The 21,730-nt window shown below is 61.3% G+C and carries 28 protein-coding genes and 1 tRNA gene; 16 read left to right on the top strand and 13 right to left on the bottom strand.

Annotated elements, in window-relative coordinates; translation table 11 throughout:
* Positions 1 to 3 precede the first annotated feature (3 nt).
* From truB to NCN06_RS07480, 3 genes are all read left to right on the top strand, one after another.
* Positions 4 to 912, top strand: coding sequence for a tRNA pseudouridine(55) synthase TruB (truB, locus tag NCN06_RS07490; RefSeq protein ID WP_115093188.1), 909 nt, complete (start codon positions 4 to 6; stop codon positions 910 to 912).
* Positions 913 to 965: 53 nt separating this feature from the next.
* Positions 966 to 1,709, top strand: a complete 744-nt coding sequence (locus tag NCN06_RS07485; RefSeq protein ID WP_226397998.1) for a YebC/PmpR family DNA-binding transcriptional regulator — start codon at positions 966 to 968, stop codon at positions 1,707 to 1,709.
* Positions 1,710 to 1,814: 105 nt separating this feature from the next.
* Complete coding sequence (locus tag NCN06_RS07480; protein WP_115022356.1) at positions 1,815 to 1,985, top strand: Nif11 family protein; 171 nt, start codon at positions 1,815 to 1,817, stop codon at positions 1,983 to 1,985.
* A gap of 32 nt (positions 1,986 to 2,017) precedes the next feature.
* Here NCN06_RS07480 and NCN06_RS07475 read toward each other — a convergent pair whose 3' ends face one another.
* From NCN06_RS07475 to NCN06_RS07465, 3 genes are read right to left on the bottom strand one after another with little or no spacing between them, the layout of a single operon-like run.
* On the bottom strand, positions 2,018 to 2,281 hold the full coding sequence (locus NCN06_RS07475; protein ID WP_226397997.1) for a hypothetical protein: 264 nt from the start codon (positions 2,279 to 2,281) through the stop codon (positions 2,018 to 2,020).
* A 19-nt stretch (positions 2,282 to 2,300) separates the two neighbouring features.
* A complete protein-coding gene (locus tag NCN06_RS07470) occupies positions 2,301 to 3,032 on the bottom strand; it encodes a glucosamine-6-phosphate deaminase (protein ID WP_226397996.1) in 732 nt (243 codons plus the stop codon).
* A 1-nt stretch (position 3,033) separates the two neighbouring features.
* Positions 3,034 to 4,443 carry a SpoIID/LytB domain-containing protein gene (locus NCN06_RS07465; RefSeq protein ID WP_226397995.1) on the bottom strand — a complete coding sequence of 470 codons (1,410 nt, stop codon included), beginning with the start codon at positions 4,441 to 4,443 and terminating at the stop codon, positions 3,034 to 3,036.
* Between the two features lie 83 nt (positions 4,444 to 4,526).
* Here NCN06_RS07465 and rnz point away from each other — a divergent pair, with 83 nt between their 5' ends.
* Positions 4,527 to 5,486, top strand: a complete 960-nt coding sequence (gene rnz, locus NCN06_RS07460; protein WP_226397994.1) for a ribonuclease Z — start codon at positions 4,527 to 4,529, stop codon at positions 5,484 to 5,486.
* Between the two features lie 74 nt (positions 5,487 to 5,560).
* Complete coding sequence (gene psbV, locus NCN06_RS07455; protein WP_115022620.1) at positions 5,561 to 6,073, top strand: photosystem II cytochrome c-550; 513 nt, start codon at positions 5,561 to 5,563, stop codon at positions 6,071 to 6,073.
* Between the two features lie 37 nt (positions 6,074 to 6,110).
* Here psbV and NCN06_RS07450 read toward each other — a convergent pair whose 3' ends face one another.
* The 4 genes from NCN06_RS07450 to serA all read right to left on the bottom strand — a co-directional run bounded on the left by NCN06_RS07450 (position 6,111) and on the right by serA (position 9,526).
* A complete protein-coding gene (locus tag NCN06_RS07450; RefSeq protein ID WP_226397993.1) occupies positions 6,111 to 6,497 on the bottom strand; it encodes a DUF8632 family protein in 387 nt (128 codons plus the stop codon).
* A 99-nt stretch (positions 6,498 to 6,596) separates the two neighbouring features.
* Positions 6,597 to 6,896 (bottom strand): ferredoxin, encoded by a 300-nt coding sequence (locus NCN06_RS07445; RefSeq protein ID WP_006043345.1) that lies wholly within the window; start codon positions 6,894 to 6,896, stop codon positions 6,597 to 6,599.
* 150 nt (positions 6,897 to 7,046) lie between these two features.
* Positions 7,047 to 7,940, bottom strand: coding sequence for a 50S ribosomal protein L11 methyltransferase (gene prmA, locus NCN06_RS07440; protein ID WP_250398810.1), 894 nt, complete (start codon positions 7,938 to 7,940; stop codon positions 7,047 to 7,049).
* Positions 7,940 to 9,526 (bottom strand): phosphoglycerate dehydrogenase, encoded by a 1,587-nt coding sequence (gene serA, locus NCN06_RS07435; RefSeq protein ID WP_250398809.1) that lies wholly within the window; start codon positions 9,524 to 9,526, stop codon positions 7,940 to 7,942. The genes prmA and serA overlap by 1 nt, the downstream gene beginning before the upstream one ends.
* A gap of 106 nt (positions 9,527 to 9,632) precedes the next feature.
* Here serA and NCN06_RS07430 point away from each other — a divergent pair, with 106 nt between their 5' ends.
* The 6 genes from NCN06_RS07430 to NCN06_RS07405 all read left to right on the top strand — a co-directional run bounded on the left by NCN06_RS07430 (position 9,633) and on the right by NCN06_RS07405 (position 13,728).
* Entirely contained in the window at positions 9,633 to 10,133 is a 501-nt protein-coding gene (locus NCN06_RS07430) for a hypothetical protein (RefSeq protein WP_226397991.1), read from the top strand.
* Positions 10,133 to 10,909 (top strand): photosystem II electron transport protein, Sll1252 family, encoded by a 777-nt coding sequence (locus tag NCN06_RS07425; RefSeq protein ID WP_226397990.1) that lies wholly within the window; start codon positions 10,133 to 10,135, stop codon positions 10,907 to 10,909. The genes NCN06_RS07430 and NCN06_RS07425 overlap by 1 nt, the downstream gene beginning before the upstream one ends.
* A gap of 75 nt (positions 10,910 to 10,984) precedes the next feature.
* A tRNA-Val gene (locus NCN06_RS07420) sits at positions 10,985 to 11,056 on the top strand.
* A 42-nt stretch (positions 11,057 to 11,098) separates the two neighbouring features.
* Positions 11,099 to 12,484 (top strand): UDP-N-acetylmuramoyl-L-alanine--D-glutamate ligase, encoded by a 1,386-nt coding sequence (gene murD, locus NCN06_RS07415; RefSeq protein WP_226397989.1) that lies wholly within the window; start codon positions 11,099 to 11,101, stop codon positions 12,482 to 12,484.
* Between the two features lie 46 nt (positions 12,485 to 12,530).
* Complete coding sequence (locus tag NCN06_RS07410; protein WP_250398808.1) at positions 12,531 to 13,016, top strand: EVE domain-containing protein; 486 nt, start codon at positions 12,531 to 12,533, stop codon at positions 13,014 to 13,016.
* The gene (locus NCN06_RS07405; RefSeq protein WP_250398807.1) at positions 13,000 to 13,728 is read left to right on the top strand and encodes a hypothetical protein; all 729 of its coding nucleotides are present in this window, start codon (positions 13,000 to 13,002) and stop codon (positions 13,726 to 13,728) included. The genes NCN06_RS07410 and NCN06_RS07405 overlap by 17 nt, the downstream gene beginning before the upstream one ends.
* Here NCN06_RS07405 and NCN06_RS07400 read toward each other — a convergent pair.
* From NCN06_RS07400 to NCN06_RS07385, 4 genes are all read right to left on the bottom strand, one after another.
* On the bottom strand, positions 13,680 to 13,928 hold the full coding sequence (locus tag NCN06_RS07400; protein WP_115093179.1) for a DUF2811 domain-containing protein: 249 nt from the start codon (positions 13,926 to 13,928) through the stop codon (positions 13,680 to 13,682). The genes NCN06_RS07405 and NCN06_RS07400 overlap by 49 nt on opposite strands.
* A gap of 316 nt (positions 13,929 to 14,244) precedes the next feature.
* Positions 14,245 to 14,616, bottom strand: a complete 372-nt coding sequence (locus NCN06_RS07395) for a DUF1818 family protein (RefSeq protein ID WP_226397987.1) — start codon at positions 14,614 to 14,616, stop codon at positions 14,245 to 14,247.
* A gap of 10 nt (positions 14,617 to 14,626) precedes the next feature.
* Positions 14,627 to 14,854, bottom strand: a complete 228-nt coding sequence (locus tag NCN06_RS07390) for a DNA-directed RNA polymerase subunit omega (protein ID WP_025362489.1) — start codon at positions 14,852 to 14,854, stop codon at positions 14,627 to 14,629.
* A gap of 42 nt (positions 14,855 to 14,896) precedes the next feature.
* Complete coding sequence (locus NCN06_RS07385; protein ID WP_115022373.1) at positions 14,897 to 15,181, bottom strand: hypothetical protein; 285 nt, start codon at positions 15,179 to 15,181, stop codon at positions 14,897 to 14,899.
* A gap of 62 nt (positions 15,182 to 15,243) precedes the next feature.
* On the opposite strand from NCN06_RS07385, the gene NCN06_RS07380 reads away from it, so the two are divergent.
* The 3 genes from NCN06_RS07380 (at position 15,244) to NCN06_RS07370 (ending at position 17,989) form a co-directional block, all read left to right on the top strand.
* A complete protein-coding gene (locus NCN06_RS07380; RefSeq protein WP_226397986.1) occupies positions 15,244 to 16,818 on the top strand; it encodes an Hsp70 family protein in 1,575 nt (524 codons plus the stop codon).
* 73 nt (positions 16,819 to 16,891) lie between these two features.
* The gene (locus tag NCN06_RS07375; RefSeq protein ID WP_226397985.1) at positions 16,892 to 17,737 is read left to right on the top strand and encodes a hypothetical protein; all 846 of its coding nucleotides are present in this window, start codon (positions 16,892 to 16,894) and stop codon (positions 17,735 to 17,737) included.
* Positions 17,738 to 17,767: 30 nt separating this feature from the next.
* On the top strand, positions 17,768 to 17,989 hold the full coding sequence (locus NCN06_RS07370; RefSeq protein ID WP_115022378.1) for a ferredoxin-thioredoxin reductase variable chain: 222 nt from the start codon (positions 17,768 to 17,770) through the stop codon (positions 17,987 to 17,989).
* On the opposite strand, the gene pyrR is transcribed toward NCN06_RS07370, so the two are convergent.
* The gene (gene pyrR / locus NCN06_RS07365) at positions 17,973 to 18,524 is read right to left on the bottom strand and encodes a bifunctional pyr operon transcriptional regulator/uracil phosphoribosyltransferase PyrR (RefSeq protein ID WP_226397984.1); all 552 of its coding nucleotides are present in this window, start codon (positions 18,522 to 18,524) and stop codon (positions 17,973 to 17,975) included. The two genes, NCN06_RS07370 and pyrR, sit on opposite strands and share 17 nt — an antisense overlap.
* 108 nt (positions 18,525 to 18,632) lie before the next feature.
* Between pyrR and gpmI the strand changes: the two genes are divergently transcribed.
* Together gpmI and secG are read left to right on the top strand one after the other, a co-directional pair.
* Entirely contained in the window at positions 18,633 to 20,270 is a 1,638-nt protein-coding gene (gpmI, locus tag NCN06_RS07360) for a 2,3-bisphosphoglycerate-independent phosphoglycerate mutase (RefSeq protein ID WP_250398806.1), read from the top strand.
* Complete coding sequence (gene secG / locus NCN06_RS07355; RefSeq protein ID WP_115022383.1) at positions 20,270 to 20,500, top strand: preprotein translocase subunit SecG; 231 nt, start codon at positions 20,270 to 20,272, stop codon at positions 20,498 to 20,500. The genes gpmI and secG overlap by 1 nt, the downstream gene beginning before the upstream one ends.
* Positions 20,501 to 20,512: 12 nt before the next feature.
* Here secG and NCN06_RS07350 read toward each other — a convergent pair whose 3' ends face one another.
* On the bottom strand, positions 20,513 to 21,625 hold the full coding sequence (locus NCN06_RS07350; protein ID WP_226397982.1) for a hypothetical protein: 1,113 nt from the start codon (positions 21,623 to 21,625) through the stop codon (positions 20,513 to 20,515).
* Between the last annotated feature and the right edge of the window lie 105 nt (positions 21,626 to 21,730).

Below are 21,730 nucleotides of genomic sequence, written 5' to 3'. Positions count from 1 at the left end.
GGAATGCAACAGTCAGAGCACCCCGCTCCAGCCCCGGTGAACGGCCCCTTCGGCTTCGTGGTGATCGACAAGCCCGCAGGCCTCACCTCCCATGCCTGCGTCAGCCGCCTGCGCCGCAGCTACGGCCTAAAGCGCGTGGGCCATGGCGGCACCCTCGATCCTGCAGTCACTGGAGTTCTCCCCATCGCTCTGGGCCCGGCAACCCGACTGCTTCCGTACCTCCCCGGAGAAAAGACGTACACCGGCGTCATCCAACTGGGGAAGCGCACCAGCAGCGACGACCTGGAGGGAGAGCTGCTGGACCAACAGGCCTGGCCCTCGCTAAGCGAGGCGGAGCTGGATGCCGCCCTGGAGCCGTTCCGAGGCGCGATTGAACAGCGACCGCCGCAGGTCTCAGCCGTCCATGTGGATGGCGAACGGGCTCATGCCAGGGCCCGGCGTGGCGAAGCGATGGATCTCCCGCCGCGAGCTGTCACGGTGCAGCGGCTGCAGCTTTTGGATTGGGATGAGGCCCAGGGGAGGCTCAGCATCGACGTTCACTGCTCCGCCGGCACCTACATCCGCTCGATCGCTCGGGATCTGGGGGCAAGCATCGGGTGTGGAGGCTGTCTGGCCTCGCTGCGCCGCACCCAGGCCCTGGGATTCCATGCTCACCAGGCCCATCCCCTACCGGAGCGAGACGCTCCGCCACCCGATCCCCTATCTCCGCTGCTGGCCCTAGCAGCCCTGCCCCGGCGGAATCTCACCGAAGCGGAACAGATCGACTGGCGTTGCGGCCGTCGCATCACGATGGAGCCCGGTGCTGGGGACGCTGTGGTGGTGTGCAACGCTGATGGGAGCATGGCTGGCATCGGCCACCGCGAGAACGAGGGTCTGTTGCGACCCAAAGTGGTGTTCGATGCAGCAGGCTGAACACACCCGGTCGGTCAGTACTCTCCGACCGCATTCCGCCCTGCCCTGACGCGATGGCTGGCCACAGCAAATGGTCACAGATCAAACGCACGAAGGCCGTCGTTGATGCCAAACGGGGGGCGGTGTTCACCCGTCTGGGCCGGGAAATCATGGTGGCGGCCCGAGCCGGAGCCGATCCCGCCGGGAATTTCCAGTTGCGTACGGCCATCAGCAAGGCCCGAGCAGCTGGGGTTCCCGCCTCCAACATCGAGCGCGCCATCGCCAAGGGCTCCGGCCAGGCGGGCGATGGGGTTCAGCTGGAGGAAGTGCGCTACGAGGGCTATGGCCCCGGCGGCATGGCCGTGCTGGTGGAGGCGCTTACCGACAACCGCAACCGCACTGCGGCGGATCTACGCCTGGCCTTCAGCAAAAACGGGGGCAACCTCGGTGAACACGGCTGCGTGGCCTATCTGTTTGAACACCGCAGCGAAGTGATCCTCAACGCGGGCCCCGAGGACGAAGAACGGCTGCTGGAAAGCCTCTTGGAGCTGGACGCCGATGGCTATGAGCTGGAAGAGGCGGCCGTTGTGGTGCACGGCCCGTTCGAGGCCTTGGAGAGCCTTCAGGACGGCTTGCGCCGGGATGACTGGGATGTGCGGGAGTGGGGGCATCACTGGTCCGCCCAGACCAGCGTCCCTGTAAGTGATCCAGACATTGCCCGCAGCTGCCTAAAGCTGCTGGATGCCCTCGACGGGCTCGATGATGTTCGCAGCCTCAGCGCCAACCTCGATCTCGCCGACGGACTGGAGATCGACTGACCCCTTCTTGAAGTTTGTCGTCAGCAAATCCGCACCAAAGCTTGCGCTCCTGAGCCCCCTACAACCCCAGAGCTAGGCCGAAGGAATCCCTACTGGAGGATCGCCATGTCCATGAAACAGCTGGAGACGTTCATGTCGCGGGTTCAGAGCAACGACTCCCTGCGCGACGAGGTGCAGCGCTGCGGCAAGGACAACTCCTGCGTGGTCAAGGTTGGTGCCAAACATGGCCACAAGTTCTCGCCAGCTCTGCTGACCCGCTGGCAGCGCGAACACTGAGCACCGAAAGACTGCTGGCGGCGGGGTTTCCCTCAGGGGGCGCCTGTCGCCTCCTCCTCTTTGGCATCGGGTTGCTGACGAATCATCCGCGCCAGCATCTCCAACTTGGCATTTTCCGATTCAGACGCCCGGGTAGCCATCCAGACACTGGCCGCCTTCTGCTGGGCCAGCTGCTGCACTAGCGCCAGGGCCGTTTCGCGCAATTGCTCGAGGTCCTGACAGTCCTGGATGAATCGCGTCCAGCGTTCCACCTCAAAACTCTGCTCGAGACGCCGTTCCAAGGGGTCGATGCTCATGGCCTCTGCCATCGGCTGTTCAAGCTAGAGCCGCTGCATCGCACCACAGCCAAACATTGGGATGGGTCAGCAGCCAACTGGCAGGTAGCGAAGGGTCCGGCTCCTTCAGGGCGAGCAAGCGCTTGAGAATGCCTGCCTTAGCGGCGCCAGTCACCACCAGATGAATTTCGGCAGCCTCGAGAATCTCGCGTAGGCCAAGGGTGATGGCCCGCTGCGGCACAGCCTCCACGCTCCCATCAAAAAGGGCAGCGTTCTGATGCCGGGTTGCGGGCGTCAGAACCACTTCATGACAGTGCTGGTCGGGGGGGCAGGGCGGCTCGTTGAAGCCGACATGTCCATTGCTGCCCAGCCCCAGCAGCTGCAGCCCGATGCCCCCGCAGCGTGTCAGCTGCTCGCCGTAGCGGCGCGCAGCCGCCTGTCCGTCAGCGGCGGTGCTGTCGGGCAGGTGCACCGCTGACTGCGGCAACCCCAGTGGCGCAGCAAGGTGCTGGGTCATGTAAGCCCGATAACCCCGGGGATCCTCTGCAGAAAGCCCGAGATACTCGTCCAAGTTGAAACTGCACCAACTGGCGCGTAGCGCTTCCAGCTCATCGGCAGACCACGACAACAGCCGTTCCACCAGGGTCCTGTAGAGCGGCTCCATCGTGCGTCCCGTAGCCAGGCCCAACGGCTTCAGGGAGCGAGGCCCCTGGCCGTAGCCGCTGCGCAGATGGCGCTCCAGATGCGCCGCCAGCACAGCGCAGAGATCCATGTCATTGGAGTGGCGCTGCAAATGACAGGGAAACCGGGCCAAAAGGCGAAACCTGAGCTTCCCTCCAGAGTGGCTTCGTCGGGGGCTTCAGCGCCAGCGATGGGTCGAAGTGCGGTCGGTAGGGAACGACCTCAGCACCGCGGTAGTAGTGCTGGAGGATCGCGCGGAAGTCGGCCCCCTGCTCCGCCAGACCATGGGCCCCCCACTGGCTCATGCCAACACCATGGCCATAGCCCTGGCCCTTCACCAGCAGCTGTAGGCCGCTACCGGACCAACGACCAACTGAGGCTTTGCTGACCAGCACCGGCGGAGGTGCCACCAACAGTGGTGGGCGTCCTGGCCCCTGCCGGGCCACCGCCGCTGTGATCCGATCGATGCGGGATCCACTACTGGCCTGTGTGGTCCCACTCCGCACCGGGAAAGCCGCAGGTGGGCGCTGCCCCCCCGTCACCATCTCGAAGCTCACCAGGGTGCTTTTGAGACCCAACCGTTTGCGCAGCTCACCCCCGCTGAGCACCAACGATCCGCGTGGACCACGTAACCGGGCCTGGCGCACACGACCACTGCCGGACCGGCTGAGCACTTCAACGGCCTGGAGTCCGCCGGTCTCCGGCAACCGCTGGCGCAAACCGGACGGATCAAACCATTGCTTCCAGCGGTGCACCGGACTGTGCTGGTCGTGGTCTGGAACGCTGACCAGATATGGGTGCTGTCGGCGCCAGACCATCCCGCTCGCCTCGGTCACCCCTCCGGAGCTGCTGTGGAACACAGCATCGATCAAGCGCCCCCCATGAACAAGCACCAGCGCACGGGTACTGGCAACCGCCTGCCTGGTGCTCGGAGTTTCGGACTCCACACCGCGGTACACCTGACTCGCGACCGTCGCCTTCACATCCCAGGCCCCACCACGGCTTCGTTGTTTCAGCGCATAGGTCCGGGCCGCCACCGCCTGGGCCTGCAGCGCAGCCAAGGGCCAGCGATGGGGCATTTCGCTACCCACAACGCTGGCGAGATAGGTCTCGATGCCCAGGCTGTTGACCACGCGTAAGCGCCCGCCCCGTCCGCTGATGCGCAGCACACCGCGGTACCGACGGGATCCCAGCCAGATGCCCCGTGGGTCGTCGTTCTGCACCGTCAGCAGGGTGCTGGGCCGCAGCGCCATCGAACGACCATCAACATTGGCACTCAGGCGCGTGCCCTGCAGGCTGAGTTGCAGCCGCTGGGGCCGTCGCTCGCCGCCAGGGAGGCCCTGCACCCGCAACGGCTGTGCACCATCGGAGCGCAGGCTGAGCTGGGTGTTCTCCAGGAGCAGTACGCGCATCTGTGGCTCCCGGCCACGGGCCAGCGCCGCGGGAGCTGGAGCGATCACAGCGACGAGCACCAGCCCGACGACAACGGAGGCGCGGCGCACGCTGGGGATCAACAGGCGTCCCAGTGTGCCGCCTGATCCTCAGTTCAGCCAGATGGCAGCATGAGTCCTGAGGCGCACCGGCCTTGCAGGTCACTTTTCTCGGTACGAGTTCTGGGGTGCCCACCCGGGCCCGCAACGTCTCAGCAGTGGCCCTGCGCTTGCCGCAGCGCTCGGAGATGTGGCTTTTCGACTGTGGGGAAGGAACGCAGCATCAGTTTTTACGCAGTGATTTGCGCCTGTCCCAGCTGCGCAGGGTATTCATCACCCACATGCACGGCGACCATATTTTCGGCCTGCCGGGGCTCCTGGCGAGCCTCGGGCTTGCCGGCAGCAGCCCAGCGGGAGTGGATCTCTACGGACCGGACCCGCTCGAGAGTTACCTCAACGGTGTGCTGAGAACCAGCTCCACCCGCATCGGCTATCCCCTGGAGGTGCATCGGGTGAGGTCAGCGGCAGAGCAGGGCTCGCTGCTGTTCGAGGACGACGACTTCACCGTGCGCTGCACCCCACTCACCCACCGCGTGCCGGCCTACGCCTATCGCATTGAACAGAAGCCCCTGGCCGGTCGGTTCGATATTCAGAAAGCACGGGAGCTCAACATCCCGCCCGGCCCCGTCTACGCCAGGCTGAAGCGGGGCGAAACGGTGAAGTTGGAGGACGGTCGCACCATCGACGGCACCAGCCTTTGCGGTGAGGAACGACCGGGAGTAAGCGTTGTTTATTGCACCGACACCGTGTTCTGCGATGCCGCCGTGGAGCTTGCCCAGGGCGCGGACCTCTTGATCCATGAATCCACCTTTGCCCATGGAGAGGCGGAGATGGCCTTCCAGAAACAGCACTCCACCAGCACGATGGCAGCCCAAACGGCCGCTGAAGCAGGGGTCGGGCAACTGGTGCTGACCCACCTCAGCCCGCGTTATGCACCAGGCAATCCTGTGACCCCCCAAAACCTGCTGGACGAGGCCAAGGCGATCTTTCCCAACACGCTGCTGGCCAAGGACTTTCTCAGCATTGACGTCAAACCACGCTGCAACAGTTTGTGATCCGGCCTCAGAGGGTCACTTCCCCGTGATACAAGAGCTGGGTGCGGTGAATGCGTCACGCCCCCCCAACCTTCATGGCCTCTGTGTTCTCTTCCTTGCGACGGTCCCTGAAGGGCCTTCTGGTCCTCATCCCGGTGCTGTTCGGCCTTGCCGTCATCTCGCCGGCTCAGGCGGCCCAGTGGGACGCTGAGACCCTGACGGTTCCAGCCAACCCTTCCGGTTCAGAGGTGACCTTCAGCGATCGGGAAATCGATGCTGGCCGCAAGGTGTTCAACACCAGCTGCGGAACCTGCCACGCTGGCGGCATCACCAAGACCAACCACAACGTGGGCTTGGATCCGGAAACTCTTGCCCTGGCCACCCCGGCCCGCGACAACGTCGAGGCCCTGGTCGACTACATGAAGGACCCGACCTCTTACGACGGCGAATACAGCATTGCCGACGTGCACCCCAGCATGCGCGACGCCGAGCTCTACCCCGCCATGCGTGACCTTGATGATGAGGATCTGCGCCTGATGGCCGGTTACATCCTTGTGTCACCCAAAGTTCAGGGAACTGCCTGGGGCGGCGGCAAGATCTACTTCTGATCGATCCCGATCGAAATTTTGCTCGTCCCCGGCGCCCTCAGGTCGTCGGGGTTTTTTGTTGGGGACTCACACAGTCCGGAGCCATGGATTTGGGGTAGCGGCTGTACCACCACTCCTGCAGATCTCGGGTGAAGCGCACAGAGAACAGGGTCAGCACCGTGGGCGTAGGCCGACCCCCCGGCTGTAGAAGTTCCACCGCATAGGACGGGCAACGCCGGGCAGCCAGGTCTGGCACAAACCTTCGTCCGATCCGCCGCCAACTCGGCTCCTTGCTGCGCCAAGCGAGGCGACAGCAGGGCCATGGCAGCTCTTCACGATCAAACAATCGGCAACAGGGGCCAATAACACGGAAGCTGTACTGACCGCCAGGGCTGGTGTGGACACTGCCGGGCTCCAGAAGATCGTCAACTTCGGGGCGGCTCACGGCAGATGAAGGCAAGGGACTTGCATGGAAGGCGACCAGACCAAAAAAAACCACCCCCGAAGGGGTGGTTGAAGACACGTCCTGTTGAAGGACAGAAGCTCAATAGAGCTCTTCTTCGGCGTGGGTCTTGATGGTGCAGTCGGAGGTGGGGTAGGCGACGCAGGTCAGCACGAAACCAGCTTCGATCTGGTCATCGTCCAGGAAGCTCTGGTCGGACTGGTCGACGGTGCCAGCGGTGATTTTGCCGGCGCAAGTGGAGCAAGCGCCCGCACGGCAGGAGTAGGGGAGGTCGATGCCCTGCTCTTCAGCAGCGTCGAGAATGTACTGGTCGTCGGGCACTTCGATGGTCTTGTTGAGACCTTCGCTCTCGGAGACCAGGGTGACCTTGTAGGAAGCCATGACTTAGTGAATGCGTACAGGGCTCCGGAAAATCCGGTCCTGCAGGACAGCACTTTTTTACTTCAATTAGGTGCCTAACCAAACGATTCCTGGCTGACTAGGGAGGAGGTCCAATCGGAGACCCCACTCCGATAAGCGTGGCTTATGGGGCTACGGCTGCTGGCGACGGATTTCCAGGAGCGCCCAGCGGCCTTGTTCCGCTTCCTTAGTGACCACCCAGCCCAACGCCCCAAGAACGTCCTTCAGGCGTGGTGCTTGATCCACCAGGAGCCCGCTGAGCAGAGCACGACCATCCGGCTGAAGCAGCCCCTCGAAGCCAGGCGACAGGGCTTCGATCACCGGGGCCAGGATGTTGCAGAGCAGCAGATCAGCGCGGCGGGGCTCAAGCAGCTCCTTCAGTCGCTCCACGGATCCGAGGGCCACCTCAAGCTCAGCCTCCGATCGGTCGTTCAGGCCACGGTTGGCGGCTGTGGCACGCACAGCCAGGGAATCGGTGTCGGCGGCCACCACTGCCTCCGCTCCCAATCCCAGTGCAGCAAGCCCCAACACACCACTGCCGCAGCCCAGGTCGGCCACCAGCCCCCCCACGGGAGGCGACTGCTCCAACGCTTCCAGGCAGAGCCGAGTGGTGGGGTGGCTTCCAGTGCCAAAGGCACTGCCCGGATCCATGCGGATCACCAGGCGGTCCGCATGCTCCGGCGGAATCTCCAGCCAGGCCGGCAGGATCAGCAGCCCCATGCCGACAGGATCCGCCTGCCAGTGCTGTTTCCAGCTGAGGCTCCAATCCTCGTCGGCCACATCGTCCCAGCGTCCTTCGGGCAGGCTGAGACCAAAGGGCTCTGCCAGCGGCTGCAGGCTGGCGATCAGCTCACGCCGCTGGGGCTCCGGCCACTCTGGCTGCGGCAACCAGACCAGCAGCGTCTTGCGATCAGGCGTTTCCGGCGCATGCTGCACCGCATGGCGATGCAGCCCGAGATCCGTCAGCTTCCACACCAGCGATTCCTCCATTTCTGGAGGGCACGGCAGTGTCAGACGCCACCACATCAGAGCGTGACCGGGTGAGCTTCCTGGATGCCCTCGATCGCCGTGATCGTCTGCAGCAGGTCGGCAGGGATCGGATCATCGATGCTGAGCACCATCACCGCGTCCCCTCGCACGATCTTGCGACCCACCTGCATCGAGGCGATGTTGACGTTGTGTTCACCCAGCAGGGACCCCAGATGACCAATGATTCCGGGCATGTCCCGGTGTCGGGTGAACAGCATGTGGCTGCTCGGCGTCACATTGACCGGGAAGGCATCAATGCTGGTGATGCGTAGATCGCCATCGGCGAAGACGGCTCCAGTGACACTGCGGCTGCCCTGATCCCCGCGCGTGGTGATCTGTAGCGAGCCACCGGCGAAGTCGCGGCTGCTCTCATCCTTCACCTCCAGCACCTGAATACCGCGAGCTTTGGCCTCCAGGGAGGCATTCACGAAGTTGATGCTGTCGCCCAGCCCCGCACTGAGCAGTCCCTTCAGAGCCGCGATCACCAGAGGCTGAGACGGATGGCTGGCGAATTCACCCTGAAGCCGCAGTTCCATCTCCTTCACATGGCCACCGGCCAGCTGACTGACGAGCAGACCAACGGTCTCTGCGAGCTGCAGATGGGGCTTGAGGCGCTCCATGATCTCAGCGCTGAGGCCAGGGATGTTGACGGCACTACGGGCCGGCAGACCCAGCAGCACATCACGGATCTGCTCCGCCACGTCAATCGCCACATTCTCCTGGGCCTCCTCCGTCGAAGCGCCGAGGTGGGGGGTCAGCACGAGCCCACGCTCAACCGCCCGCAGAGGGGAGTCTTCCGCGAGAGGCTCACTGGCATACACATCCAGGCCAGCCCCGGCGATCACACCGTTGTTGATGGCTTCGGCGATCGCTGCCTCATCCACAACACCACCGCGAGCACAATTAACGATGCGTGCCGTGGGTTTCATCGTGCGCAGCAGCTCCGCATTCACCAGGTTCTCGGTGTCCTTGGTGCGGGGGATGTGCAGGGTGACGTAATCGGCTGTGCGGAACAGCTCATCGAGCTCAGAGAGCTTGACCTGCATCTGCTGGGCACGGTCAGCCGCGATAAACGGGTCGTAGGCGATCACCTCCATCCCCATGGCCTGGGCGACCCGGGCGACGTGGGAGCCGATCTTGCCGAGACCGACGACGCCGAGCGTTTTCTTGTATAGCTCGTTGCCGACGTACTTCTTGCGGTCCCATTTGCCGGCCCGCATGCCGGAATGGGCTTGGGGGATATGACGCGAGAGCGTCAGCATCATGGCCAGAGCATGCTCCGCTGCAGCGATGGTGTTGCCCTCCGGGGAGTTCACCACCAGCACACCCCGCTGGGTTGCAGCAGGAACATCCACGTTGTCGACACCGACGCCCGCGCGGCCAATGATTTTGAGTCGACTCGCAGCGGCGATCACCGCTGCAGTCACCTGGGTGCCGGAACGGATCATCAAACCGTCGTACTCACCGATGATGCCGATCAGCTCGTCCTCGGAGAGACCGGTGCGCTGATCCACCTGCGCCACATGGCCAAGGATGTCGATCCCGGCCTGGTCGATCGGATCAGAGACAAAAACTTTCGTCATCGAAAGGCGCAGAACTGCCGCGCCAAACTGTAGAGATCAACATCCACCACCACCTCCGGTTCGAAGCACAGGGTTCAGAATTCAGCGCATTGGATCTGAATGCCCCATGCCCGTCTGTGTGATGGTGATGGCCGATGCCCCATCGGCAGAAGGTCTGACCCAGCGGCTCCGCGACACCGATCTGCCGCTGCTGAAGTGTTTGACGATCCCGCCTGATGGGGATGCCATCGACAAAGTTGCTCTGCTGAACCCCAACCTGACCCGTCAGCAGCGGCAGCGCGGCATGGCCCGCTGGCTGATGCCCTTCGGCTTTCTTGCTGGGGTCACCTTTACCAAAATCACCAACCTCTCCACCTTCGCCAGCTTTGCCCCCTGGGCTGAAACCCTGATCAGCGGCCTGCTCGGCATGGGCTCCGGCCTGATGGGGAGCTACGCCGCGGCCGCCAGCGTCGATTCGGACAACGATGCTGGGGTGCGAATTCTTCGCAACCGCCGCGACGAAGGATGCTGGCTGGTGCTCCTGGAAACCCCCAATGGCATCGAGGCGCCCTGGCAGGTGATTCAACGATCGCGCCCGCAACAGGTGGTACGCCTCGACGACCTGTGATGTTGCCCCGAGAGGATCTGCTAGCGGGAGCCCAGGACCCCAAAGGACTGACGGTGCTGATCGATCTGGCGGAGCAGGTTCTGCGCACCTGGCAACCGGCCTGGAGCCCCTTCCTCAGTGCACCACTCCGGGAGGAAACCCTTGCTCGGCTGGGCAGCCTGAGTGAATTGACCTGGATGAGTGACGGTGGCTATCCAGGGGCCGAGCGCCAACTGCTGCTCTGCCACCGGCGCGATGACACCCCCGACTCGGCAGCACCCGTTCAAGGTCTGCTGATCGAAGGCAACTTCCTCTTCGACCCCCTCTCCCCCGACGACCTGCGCGAGGCGTTGCAGGCGATGGGCATCGACGAGACCAGCCTTGGTGATCTCTGGGTGCGGGGCGATCGCGGCGGGCAAGGGATCTGCACCCCTAGCGCGGCGGAAGCCCTTCATGGACGCGTGGGTGCCGTCCGCGACGTGGAGATCCGCTGTGAATCGCGTCCCTTGGAACAGCTACAGCCTCCCGTGCAACGCAGCGTCCGCACCCTGCAAACCGTGGAGGCGTCCTGTCGCCTAGATGCGATTGCGTCAGCAGGATTTGGCCTGTCCCGGGCCAAGATCGTGACCCACGTCAAAGCTGGACGTCTGCGCCTCAACTGGGGGAACGTGCGGCAAGCGAGCCGTGAACTGGTGGTTGGGGACCGACTGCAACTGCAGGACCGCGGTTCTGTTGAGGTGCTCTCCCTAACACTCACAAAACGTGAGCGTTGGCGGGTTGAACTGCGCCGCAGTTGAATTGAGCCTCCCCTCCGGCTGCTACTGTTCAGCCTCGATCGAAGGAATCACAAGATTCCAATTCGATCTATTGGCGGGCGATTAGCTCAGGGGTAGAGCACTACATTGACATTGTAGGAGTCACTGGTTCAAATCCAGTATCGCCCACTTCCCTGATCGGGACTGCGTTTTCGAACTTCAGACCTTGCGATGACACGCACGATTGTCGTTGGCTTGGGTCGCTCAGGTTTGGGTGCTGCGCGTCTGCTCAAACAGCAGGATTGCGATGTCGTTGTTTTTGAACGCGGCGACAACGATGCCCTCCAGCACATCGCGGCTGAGCTGGATCAAGAGGGCATTCAGGTGGTCTTAGGGCAGCCCCTCACCCCAGAGAGCTTCCAACCCTGGCGCGAAGGCCTAGAAGCAGTGGTGATCGGACCAGGCATTCCCTGGGATCATCCAACTCTGATCCAACTGCGATCCGAGGGCATCCAGGTGCGTGGCGAGATGGACCTGGCCTGGGATGCCCTCCGCCAGATCCCCTGGATCGGCATCACCGGAACCAACGGCAAGACCACGGTCACGCACCTGCTCAGTCATGTGTTGGAGAGCTCCGGCCTGAAGGCTCCCATGGGCGGAAATATGGGGCTCTCAGCGGCTGAACTGGCTTGTCAGATCGCGGCAGGCGCCTCGCCACGGCCGGATTGGCTCGTGATGGAGCTGAGCAGCTACCAGATTGAAGCAGCACCCGCCATTGCCCCCAAGATCGGCATCTGGACAACGCTGACCCCAGACCATCTCGAGCGCCACGGCAGCCTTGAGGCCTACAGGGCCATCAAGCGTGGGCTACTCGAACGCTCGGACTGCGCCCTTTTCAATGCCGATGATCCGGACCTACGCCAACAGCGAAGCAGTTGGCAGCGCGGCACCTGGGTCAGCAGTGAAGGGGCTAGTCCGGATGGCCAGCCAGCCGATCTCTGGATTGATGCCGAGGGCTTGGTGCGAAACACCGTCACCACGCTGTTTTCTGCTGATGTCCTGGCGATGCCAGGCAGCCACAACCGTCAGAACCTTCTGCTGGTCACAGCTGCTGCATTAGCGGTCGGCCTCCCCCCCCAACAGATCGCAGACGCCCTCAGCACGTTTCCGGGCGTCCCGCATCGCCTCGAGCAACTCGGAACCCTGTCAGGAGCCACCGTGTTCAACGACAGCAAGGCCACCAACTACGACGCGGCTGAGGTGGGATTACGAGCGATGCAGGGACCGGTAGTGGTGCTTGCCGGAGGACAGACCAAACGTGGCGATGCCAGAGGATGGCTGCAGGCACTCAACACCAGGGCCTGCAGCCTGATCCTGTTCGGAGCGGGGGCTGACGAACTGGCCAGCCTGGCCAAAGCCGCGGGTTATCCAGGCGAACTGCTTCAGTGCCCCGATCTCGAAAGTGCTGTGAACGTGGCAGCGGCGGCCGTGCAGCGGAAGCATGCCTCGGCGCTCCTGCTGTCACCGGCCTGCGCCAGTTTTGATCAATACCGGGATTTCGAAGCGCGAGGCGAGCACTTCCGCTCTCTGATTCACCCCTTCTTGGACGCCGCCTGAGACAAAACGAACGCAATGGGATGCATCCGGGCCAGGCGGTCCGATGATGACCTCAAACAAGCCTGTTGACGTGGCCTTCTGGTTGATGAAAAGCGAACCCGACGCTTACGGGATCGAAGATCTTCGTCGTGAAGGCACCACGCTTTGGGACGGCATTAGGAATTACCAGGCCCGCAATTTCATGCGCAGCATGGAGGCTGGCGACCAGGCGTTCTTCTACCACTCGAATTGCAAACCTCCCGGGATCATCGGGCTGATGGAGGTTATGGAAACCGGCTTGGTGGACCCCACCCAGTTTGATCCGGCGGCCAAGTATTACGACCCCAAATCAACCACCGAGAAGCCCCGCTGGGACTGTGCTCGCCTGCAATTTCTCGGCGAGTTTGATGCTCTACTCAGTCTCGACCAGCTGCGGGAGATCTACAGCGAACAGCAGTTGCCCGTGATCAAACGCGGGAACAGGCTTTCGATCCTTCCTGTTCCGGCTGACACTGCCCACGACCTCCTCTCGCGGCTTGGCCAGCTCCACTGAGATCCCACTGGTCACCCTGTTGCCCCGGGCTTGGATCGGCTTCAGCCGCGGGCCTTGGCGTTGCGTGGGCCTGGCTGCACTGGTCCTGATCAGCGCCAGTGGCCCGGCGGTGGTCGGCCACGACCTGCGTCTAGCAGGCTCCCCGTGGCTAAACCGACTGGGGGATCTATCGGTGCTGACCAGCCTGGTGCTTCCCCTGTTGCCCCTCTTGGCCCTGCTGCGGCTGACGGATGGCCTGCTCCCTGATCGACGCGACGACCGGCCCAACCAAACCTGGCGGCAGCTTCTGCATCAAGCTTTCAGCCTGGTGCTGTTTGAGATGTTTCTCGTGCTGGGGGGGCTCGGACTGATTCAGTCGCTGAGCTGGATGCTCGGACGCTGGAGCACAGCCCTGGCCGGACTCAGCGTGGTGCTGGGGGGGCTGGTTCTGATGAGTTGGCTGTTTAGCCAAACCTTGGCCTTCCCCCTGCTGGTGTACGAGCGCTGCCGAGCTCTACAAGCGATGGACCACAGCCGCCAGCTGGTACACCGCAATGGCCTCAAGGTGCTAGCGCTACTTGGGATGCTGCTGGGGATCAATCTGCTGGGGCTGATCGGAGCGACCCTGGGGCTGCTGCTCAGCCTCCCCTTCAGCGCCCTGGTGCTAATGGCCTGCTGCCGACCTCAAACCCCATTCAGCAACGACTCCCGACGGAACATGTTTCCGACGTAAACCCGGGTGATCTCCCGCGAAGGCGTGCCGTTCTGAACCAGGAAACCGGCCAGCGCCGCCTGAACCAAACGGTATTGATCCCAATTCGGATGACCCTCGATGAATTGGGTCATGGCCTGCTGAAGGGGTTGCGGCACTTCCGATTGGAAACTCACAACACTGCTCTCAGCCGTGGAAGCTTGCTCAAGGCCTTCCGGCATCTTTTTTGTTTTTCGAAACGAACACCAGTTCTCCACACCAAAGCTTCACCGTCAAGGGGAGCCAACATGGAGCCATTCTCACGCATCTCCACATGAGATTCCTTGCTGGAAGCCACTCCTGCACTGGCCAGTGCGCCAGAGAGGCCAGACCTAAGCACCCCGTCACCAACGTCAAGCGAAAACAACAAAAACCGGAGGATTTCCACAGCAGTCCTCCATAACGGCGCTTACAGCTCATCGCCTGTGGAAAAACTGTGCAGAGCTCGCGACAAAAGGCGGGGGAAATCAATGACTCGAAAATGATTAGCCACGCCAATCAATGCTGCGAGTCCCACAGAGTTCTCATCGCAGCCACCGCGGCCGCCGCCGCGGGGGCCGTCCATTCCCCTTCGGCAGCACGGCCCTCCAGCGGTGTGAGCAGGATGCGCAAGTCCCATTGATTGCGATCACCGCTCAAGCATCCCCACCAGACGCCGCGATCAAGCTCCAGCTCAATCGCTTCCTCAGGCATCAGCTGGTCAACCAGGCCCCGGTGCTGCTGCTCCAGGGTCATCACAAGATCCACCAGATCTCGCCACTCCGACTCGGTCAACTCAAAAGCCCAGCGTTCTCCTCCAACAAGAACGCAGTAGTGACCCCGGGAGGGATCCCGAGACACACGCCAACCGGCTCCCTCCTGCTGAATCACACCCAGCCGATCAACCAGGCAGCAAGTCGGGCTGGTCCTGCTCGTCACTCAATTCCACAATGGCTCGCTGAACCGGCTTGACACTGGACTCCTCCAGCAAGCCATCGAAGTCGTCGAATCGCCGCTGTTTGGCCCGGAAAGCAATCCGTACGGTCGTCAGATAACGGTTGCTTGATTGACGGATCAAGCTTTCGCCACGCTTGGCGAGATCTTTGGAGTCAACTCCGGCCGAAAGCACAGGCTTTTAAGGCAAACAGTCACACACTAATTGGTGACCGTCTCAAGCCAGCTGATCGGTGTGAAAGGGCACGTGCATGGGATAAGCCCGCTGACGAGATCCGGGCACACGCAAAACGATCTGGCGCCCCAAACCCAGAGCGGCCAGAGGCAACCGCAAATAGACGACCAAACCACTCAGCTCCTCGAGGTGAGCATCGTCAACGCACTCGATGCGGATGCTGCCCCAGCTGCGACGCATGCGACAGCTCCGCAGCGGCTCCAGCCTGTCCTGCAGTTCAGGATCTTCCCGGTAGAAGGAGAAGATCAGCTGCTGCAATCGATCCATCGCCTCCAGTCCCCTTAGTCTCATCTTGACTTCACCGTGCCCCGAGCACGGTCACAGATCGCGTGGGCGAAGAAAAGCTTCAGCATTCAGCACAGCGGGGCGGAACACTCGCCATCGATCTGGGCAGCACCACCACGGTGGTGGCGTATCAGAGTTCGACATCAGCCACAGCCGATCTGCTGAACCTGCCAGCCATTTGCAGTCGGGCCGGTGAAATCCCGAGCCTGGTTTGGAACGCGACGCAACGGCCCCTGATTGGTCGGCAGGTGCTCGATTCAGGGCTCAATGACTCCAGTGATATCCGTCTGCATCGGGACTTCAAGGGCCGCATCGGTCAAGCCGACGCCCCAGATCAGGAGGCAGCCCGCTGGGCAGGGGAACAGCTGCTTCAGCAGATCTGGAGTCGGCTCCCCCCTGACCTCGCAATTGAGCGGCTGGTGCTCACCGCCCCGGTGGAGTGCTACAGGGCTTATCGAAGCTGGTTGCTGCAGGCCTGCACCGCGCTGCCGGTGGCCGAAATTGCCCTGGTGGATGAACCCACCGCAGCAGCCATGGGTGCAGGGCTCCCGGCCGGATCCACGCTGCTGGTGGTGGACTTGGGGGGGAGCACCCTCGATCTGGCTTTGGTGGCGCTGGAAGGAGGCGAAGGTCGTGCAGCACCGATCGCACAACTGCTGCGGCTGGGGGGACGCAGCCTGGGGGACAACAGCCGCCAGATGCTGCGCACAGCCAAGGTTCTGGGCAAGGCAGGGCTGCGTCTCGGCGGCCGCGACATCGATCGCTGGATTGTGGATCGCTGTTGCCCGGGTCAACCCGCCAATTCCACCCTGCTCAACGCCGCCGAACGCCTGAAATGCCGTTTGAGCGACACCACGCTGGCCGAACGCGAGCAGCTGATGGAGTTGGCGGTGGATGACCAGGAGCATGTTCTCCGCCTGTCACGCAGCGAGCTCAACACCCTGCTGCTGGAGCGGGGATTCGGGGACGCCCTCGAACAACTTCTGGAGGCCTGTCTGGCCGGTGGTCGCCGCAACAATTGCAGCCTGGAAGATTTGGAAGGCGTCGTAGCCGTCGGAGGAGGTGCCCGGCTGCCTTTCCTGCGCCAGTGGCTCACCGAGAACACAGCACCAGCACGCTTGCTCACCCCGCCACCAGTGGAAGCCGTGGCCCTCGGCGCCCTGCGACTCACACCAGGGGTCGCCATTCGAGATGTGCTTCAACACGGCGTTTCCCTGCGCTTCTGGGATCAGCGCAGCAACAGCCACCGCTGGCATCCCCTATTCATGGCCGGACAACCTTGGCCGAGTCCGGCTCCCCTGGAACTTGTGCTGGCCGCAAGCCAGACAGGGCAAGACAGCCTGGAGGTTGTGCTGGGGGAACCAATCCCGCAGGGCAGCCACAGCGTGGTCTTTATCGATGGATTGCCGACCCTCCAAGAGCAGCCCGCAGGCGAGATCTCCCATCAGCCCTGGCCAGGCGACGCTCTGGTGCTGCCCCTCGAACCGGAAGGCGAAAAGGGCGAAGACTGCTTGAGGCTGCGCTGGAGCATTGATTCTGAAGCGCAGCTTCAGCTGGAAATCATGGATCTGCGCTCTGGAGAAGCGTGGGGCCACCCAATGCTGGGGGCTGTCCGATAACACGTCCGTCCACAGGCCCTTGGAACAGCAGCTGTCAATCCATAAAACAGATTCAGCTTTTGTTCATTCGTTCTTGGCGGCACCGCGCCATCTGCTGCTGCGGCTCTGGGGTCTCGGAACCCTGGGGCTGGTTCTGTCGATCGCAGCAGGCGCCTACTGGTGGGAAAAACAACTGCCTGAACGGCTCCAGAGTGCGCTCAACGCCAACAACTTCGAGGCCTGCATTCGCACCAGTGAGCAACTGGCATCCCTGCGCTGGTTGGGCGATGGGGCACCCAAAGAACAGGCACTCTGCCGCCGGAAGCATGCCGAACAGCTTTGGGAACAAGGTGACCCCATCGCCGCCTTAGCACTGCAGCAACAACTGGTCGCATCGGGCCACGGCGACCTTGACGTCGATCGCGAGACCCTTGAACGCTGGCGACAGGCCCTAAAGGATCAAGCTTTCGCCCTGTTTCGTCAGGGGGAACTTCAGAAAGCGCTCGACCTGCTGGAACCGCTGAAAGGCCACTCCCGCAGTTCGATCAGCCAACTCAGTGCAACGCTGATGGAGATCTGGAACCGCAATCAACTGGAACAGCGTCGGCTGGTGCAACTGGTGGAGCAGGAACGCTGGTGGGAGGCCCTGGACAGCCTCAACAAACTCGACCATCCCTGGTGGCAGCAGCAGGCCCGTGCCACCCGAGAACGGGTGGAGAGTGCGATTCAGGCTCTCGACGATGCCCAGGCGCACCAACAGCATCCAGCGGTGCATGCCGATGTCATCAGTGGTGAGGCGCTAGATGCTGCCGTCCAGGATCAATTGCGCCAAGGCCTGGACCCTTGGACGGCCTTTTCCTCAGGATGCAACCATCTCGGCGGTCGCGTCGAAGAAGACGGGCCAGAAAGTTTCTGTCGACGCGCATCTCCGAGCCCGTGACAAAATGGCTCGGTGGATGATTCAGGTGCGATGCAGGCGGGCGACAGGGTGACGGTTGAGGCATCCGTCGTGGTGTTCAACCATCCCGAACACCGGGGGCAGGCCTTTGACATGAAAGGGCAGAGCGGTGATGTGGTGAACGTCCTCAACGACTGGAAGGGACGGGTGATCAGCCCGACGCTGCCTGTGATCGTTGCCTTCGGCCGCTACAAAGCCCACTTCCGAGCCGACGAACTCAAGTCAGCGGGCTGACGCGGCTGAGGAACACCCCCTCCTCGCCATCCACATCCTGCAAACGCAGTTCGATGCTTTCGCTGCGTCGAGTTGGAACGACGCGCCCACAGAAATCAGGCTGAATAGGCAGTTCGCGATGGCCTCGATCAACCATGGCGAGCAGCATCACCCGTTGCGGACGTCCCCAACTCTGCAGTGCTTCCAGCGCAGCACGCACCGTCCGACCAGTGAAGATCACGTCGTCCACAAGGATCACCAGACGATCCTCAATGCTGTTGGGCAGCGATGTCAGCTGGGGCAAACGGGTCCCGATGCGCTCCAGATCGTCGCGATGGAATGTGGGATCGATCGAACCCTGAGAGATAGCGTGACCCGTCAGCCTTTCCAACTCACCCGCCAGGACCCTGGACAGCTGAACACCTCGTGTTGGGATGCCCAGCAACATGAGCCTGCGGCTGTCTTCGGCACTCTCCAGCACCTGAGACGCCAAGCGCGTCAGGGTGAAACCAAGCTCGCGCTCCGAGAGAATTTCAATCCTGTCAGGGTCAGCCATGGGTGATAAAGCAGTGCAGCGGTGTGGGGATCGGGTGAAACTGCAGCCTGAGGGCTGACGGAGCGTTAGGTTGATTCTGCAAAAGTCCTTAAGAACCGTCGGTCGCGGGTGAACGTGGGGAACAGCACTACCAACGGTTCAGGTCGCTCCGGAACAGTGGCACCTGTTGTCCTCGCCATTCTTGATGGCTGGGGCCACCGGGACGCAAGCGAGCACAACGCGATCCAACAAAGCGGCACACCGGTGATGGATGCCCTGTGGCATGCGTATCCGCACACGCTGATTGAAGCCAGCGGATCCCACGTTGGCCTGCCCGATCAGCAGATGGGCAATTCAGAGGTAGGCCACCTAACCATCGGTGCGGGGCGCATCATCCGCCAAGAGTTGGTGCGGATCAGCGACACCGTGCGCAGCAATCAACTGGGTACGAGACCGGTGCTCAAGGCGCTGGTGGAACGGATCCAACAACGGGGAGGGACCCTGCACCTGCTGGGCCTCTGCTCCGATGGCGGTGTCCACAGCCATGTGAACCACCTCTGTGGACTGATCCAGTGGGCTGCCGATAGCGGCCTCTCCGATGTCGCCGTCCATGCCATCACTGATGGTCGCGACACACCAACCCAGAGCGCACCGAACTACATCAGCCAGGTTGAAGAAGCTCTAAGCAGATGCGGCGTGGGCCAGCTCACCAGCCTCTGTGGCCGTTACTGGGCCATGGACCGGGACCAGCGCTGGGACCGCACCGAAAAGGCCTACAACCTCTACACCGATCCGGAGATCGCCGTTGACAGCCGCAAACCTGATCAGGTGCTGGCTGCCAGTTATGCCGAGGGAATCACCGATGAATTCCTCGAACCAGTGCGCCTGCAGAACAGCGTCATCAAGGACGGCGACAGTGTTCTGGTCTTCAACTTCCGCCCCGATCGCGCTCGTCAAATCGTGCAGGCGCTCTGCCTTGCAGACTTTGAATCGTTCGAGCGCAGCCGCGTTCCCTCATTGGACGTGGTGACCTTCACCCAGGTCGAACAGGATCTGCCCGTCCACGTCGTCTTCCCACCGGAGCCGCTCGACCAGCTGCTGGGCCAAGTGGTGGCTGACGCGGGGCTTAAGCAGTACCGCACAGCCGAGACCGAGAAATATCCCCATGTCACCTACTTCATGAACGGCGGGATCGAACAACCCTTGGATGGAGAAGATCGCCACCTGGTGCCCTCTCCAAGAGTCGCCACCTATGACCTTTCACCGGCGATGTCTGCCGAGCAACTCACCGACAGCTGCGTTGCTGCCATCAAAAAGGCTGAATATTCGCTGATTGTGATCAACTACGCCAACCCCGACATGGTTGGGCATACCGGTGTAATGGATGCCGCGAAGGAGGCGATCCAAACCGTGGATGGCTGCATTGGTCGGCTGTTGGATGCGGTAGGCCGTCAGGGTGGAACCATGCTGATCACGGCCGATCACGGCAATGCAGAATTGATGGAGGGAGCGGATGGACAGGCGTGGACAGCCCACACCACCAATCCTGTGCCCGCGATCCTCATCGAGGGAGAACGGCGCAAGCTTCCTGGCCATGGCAATGGGATCACACTCCGCGATAACGGAGGTCTGGCCGATATTGCACCAACCTTGCTTCAGATCCTCGACCTGCCGCAACCGGAGGCCATGACCGGTCTCAGCCTTATTGCGCCAATGTCCAACATGGACCCATCCCCCAAAACCGCTCGCTTGCCTCTCTCTGTCTGATGTTGACCTCAATTCTGTCCTGGAGCTGGATCGGCACCGGCATTCTTCTCATTGTCCTGGTGCTGCTGCACAGCCCTAAAGGTGATGGCATGGGTGGACTGGCTGCCAGCGGCAGCTCAATGTTCAGCAGCGCCAGTAGCGCGGAAGCAACGTTAAATCGGCTGACATGGACCTGTCTCGCGCTGTTCCTGTCCTTGGCCGTGATCCTGAGTGCTGGCTGGTTGACCTAAACAAACCAGCACTCAGGAACTCACAATTTCTGCGCGCATACTCTGCATACATGCATTTTGAATCCTGCGATCGAAATGACCTATATCTTCTGCATTACGACTCTGCTCTGTATCTCTAGCAAGATCCAGTAACTCTTCCTCTAACAAAAGCGAGGCCTCATCAGATGGCTGGAAATAACTAAAATCAACAGACATTAATTCGCAATACTGCTTATTACTCGACGATGCCCTGCAGTCGAGATGACCGATCAGGGAATTCTGAAGACGAGGAGAAAATAATGAATCAAACTCAGCCATTAGATCCTGACCAGCAGACAGACGCTTGCAAACACGAAAGAGCCATCGATTCCCTTCATGGGGGTGCGGAAAAAACGACTGCTGCAATGGCCGCAATGAGCTGAGATAAGCAGACATCCCATGAATCAATACTGGATGAAAGGAAAGATTCTTTCGCACATCAAATGATTCCAGCTCTTCAAGCTCCAAAGGTATCCCTGTCGAAGATAGAAAATGCTCAAGCAATGAGTAAGGATTGGAGCGTGTTGGGATATGGCAACTCACGACCGTGACAGAATCACCAAGACTCTTGACCCCGTCACAAAAACGCCGATAGTTGGAGTGCCAATTGCGATCTTTACCAACAAGAGACAAAGCAAGTAAGCTACGCTCAAGAGCCGTGAATTGACGCCAATTTAAATTATATTTTGACAAAACCTTTAAATCGCTAAGAAGCTTCTTTCGATCTCGAAAAAACCATTGAGAGAACGCAGAAACATGATAATTAGATTGCAATCTGGAGTAGCCAGAAACAACAACATGATCGAATGAATGCTTCTCCAATGCCCGCTCCGCTATCGAACACACCAAAGCTGGACGATTACCCAACATTTCATGGCTGACAACAACCTTGGAACTCGATTGGCCGGAAAGAACAAGATCGACATAATGAAAAGCGGTTTTACTATTCTTCTTCAGAGCTTGATCTGCATCACGTAGTTTCTCAGGATTTAAAAAGCAAAATCCAAGGCCACCCTTTGATGCCTGAGCAACAAGCCGCAGAGAGGCTTGAAGGGAGGAAGAAGCACACTTCTGAGCTCCAACATGAATGACCAGCTTTCGCGTCACTTAAAACCTCAGAAGCCCCTATTTCAATAAAGGTTAGAGCAAAATAGCGACTTAATGCAATGCCTAAAATTTTCACTACAGAATGCAAACGATGACGTCAAGGCC

Origin of the sequence: Synechococcus sp. MU1648, assembly GCF_023630615.1 — a bacterium.
In the GTDB taxonomy this organism is placed as follows: Bacteria; Cyanobacteriota; Cyanobacteriia; order PCC-6307; family Cyanobiaceae; genus Parasynechococcus.
Note: the sequence above shows the minus strand (reverse complement) of the source record. Positions and strands in the feature narration are given on the sequence as shown.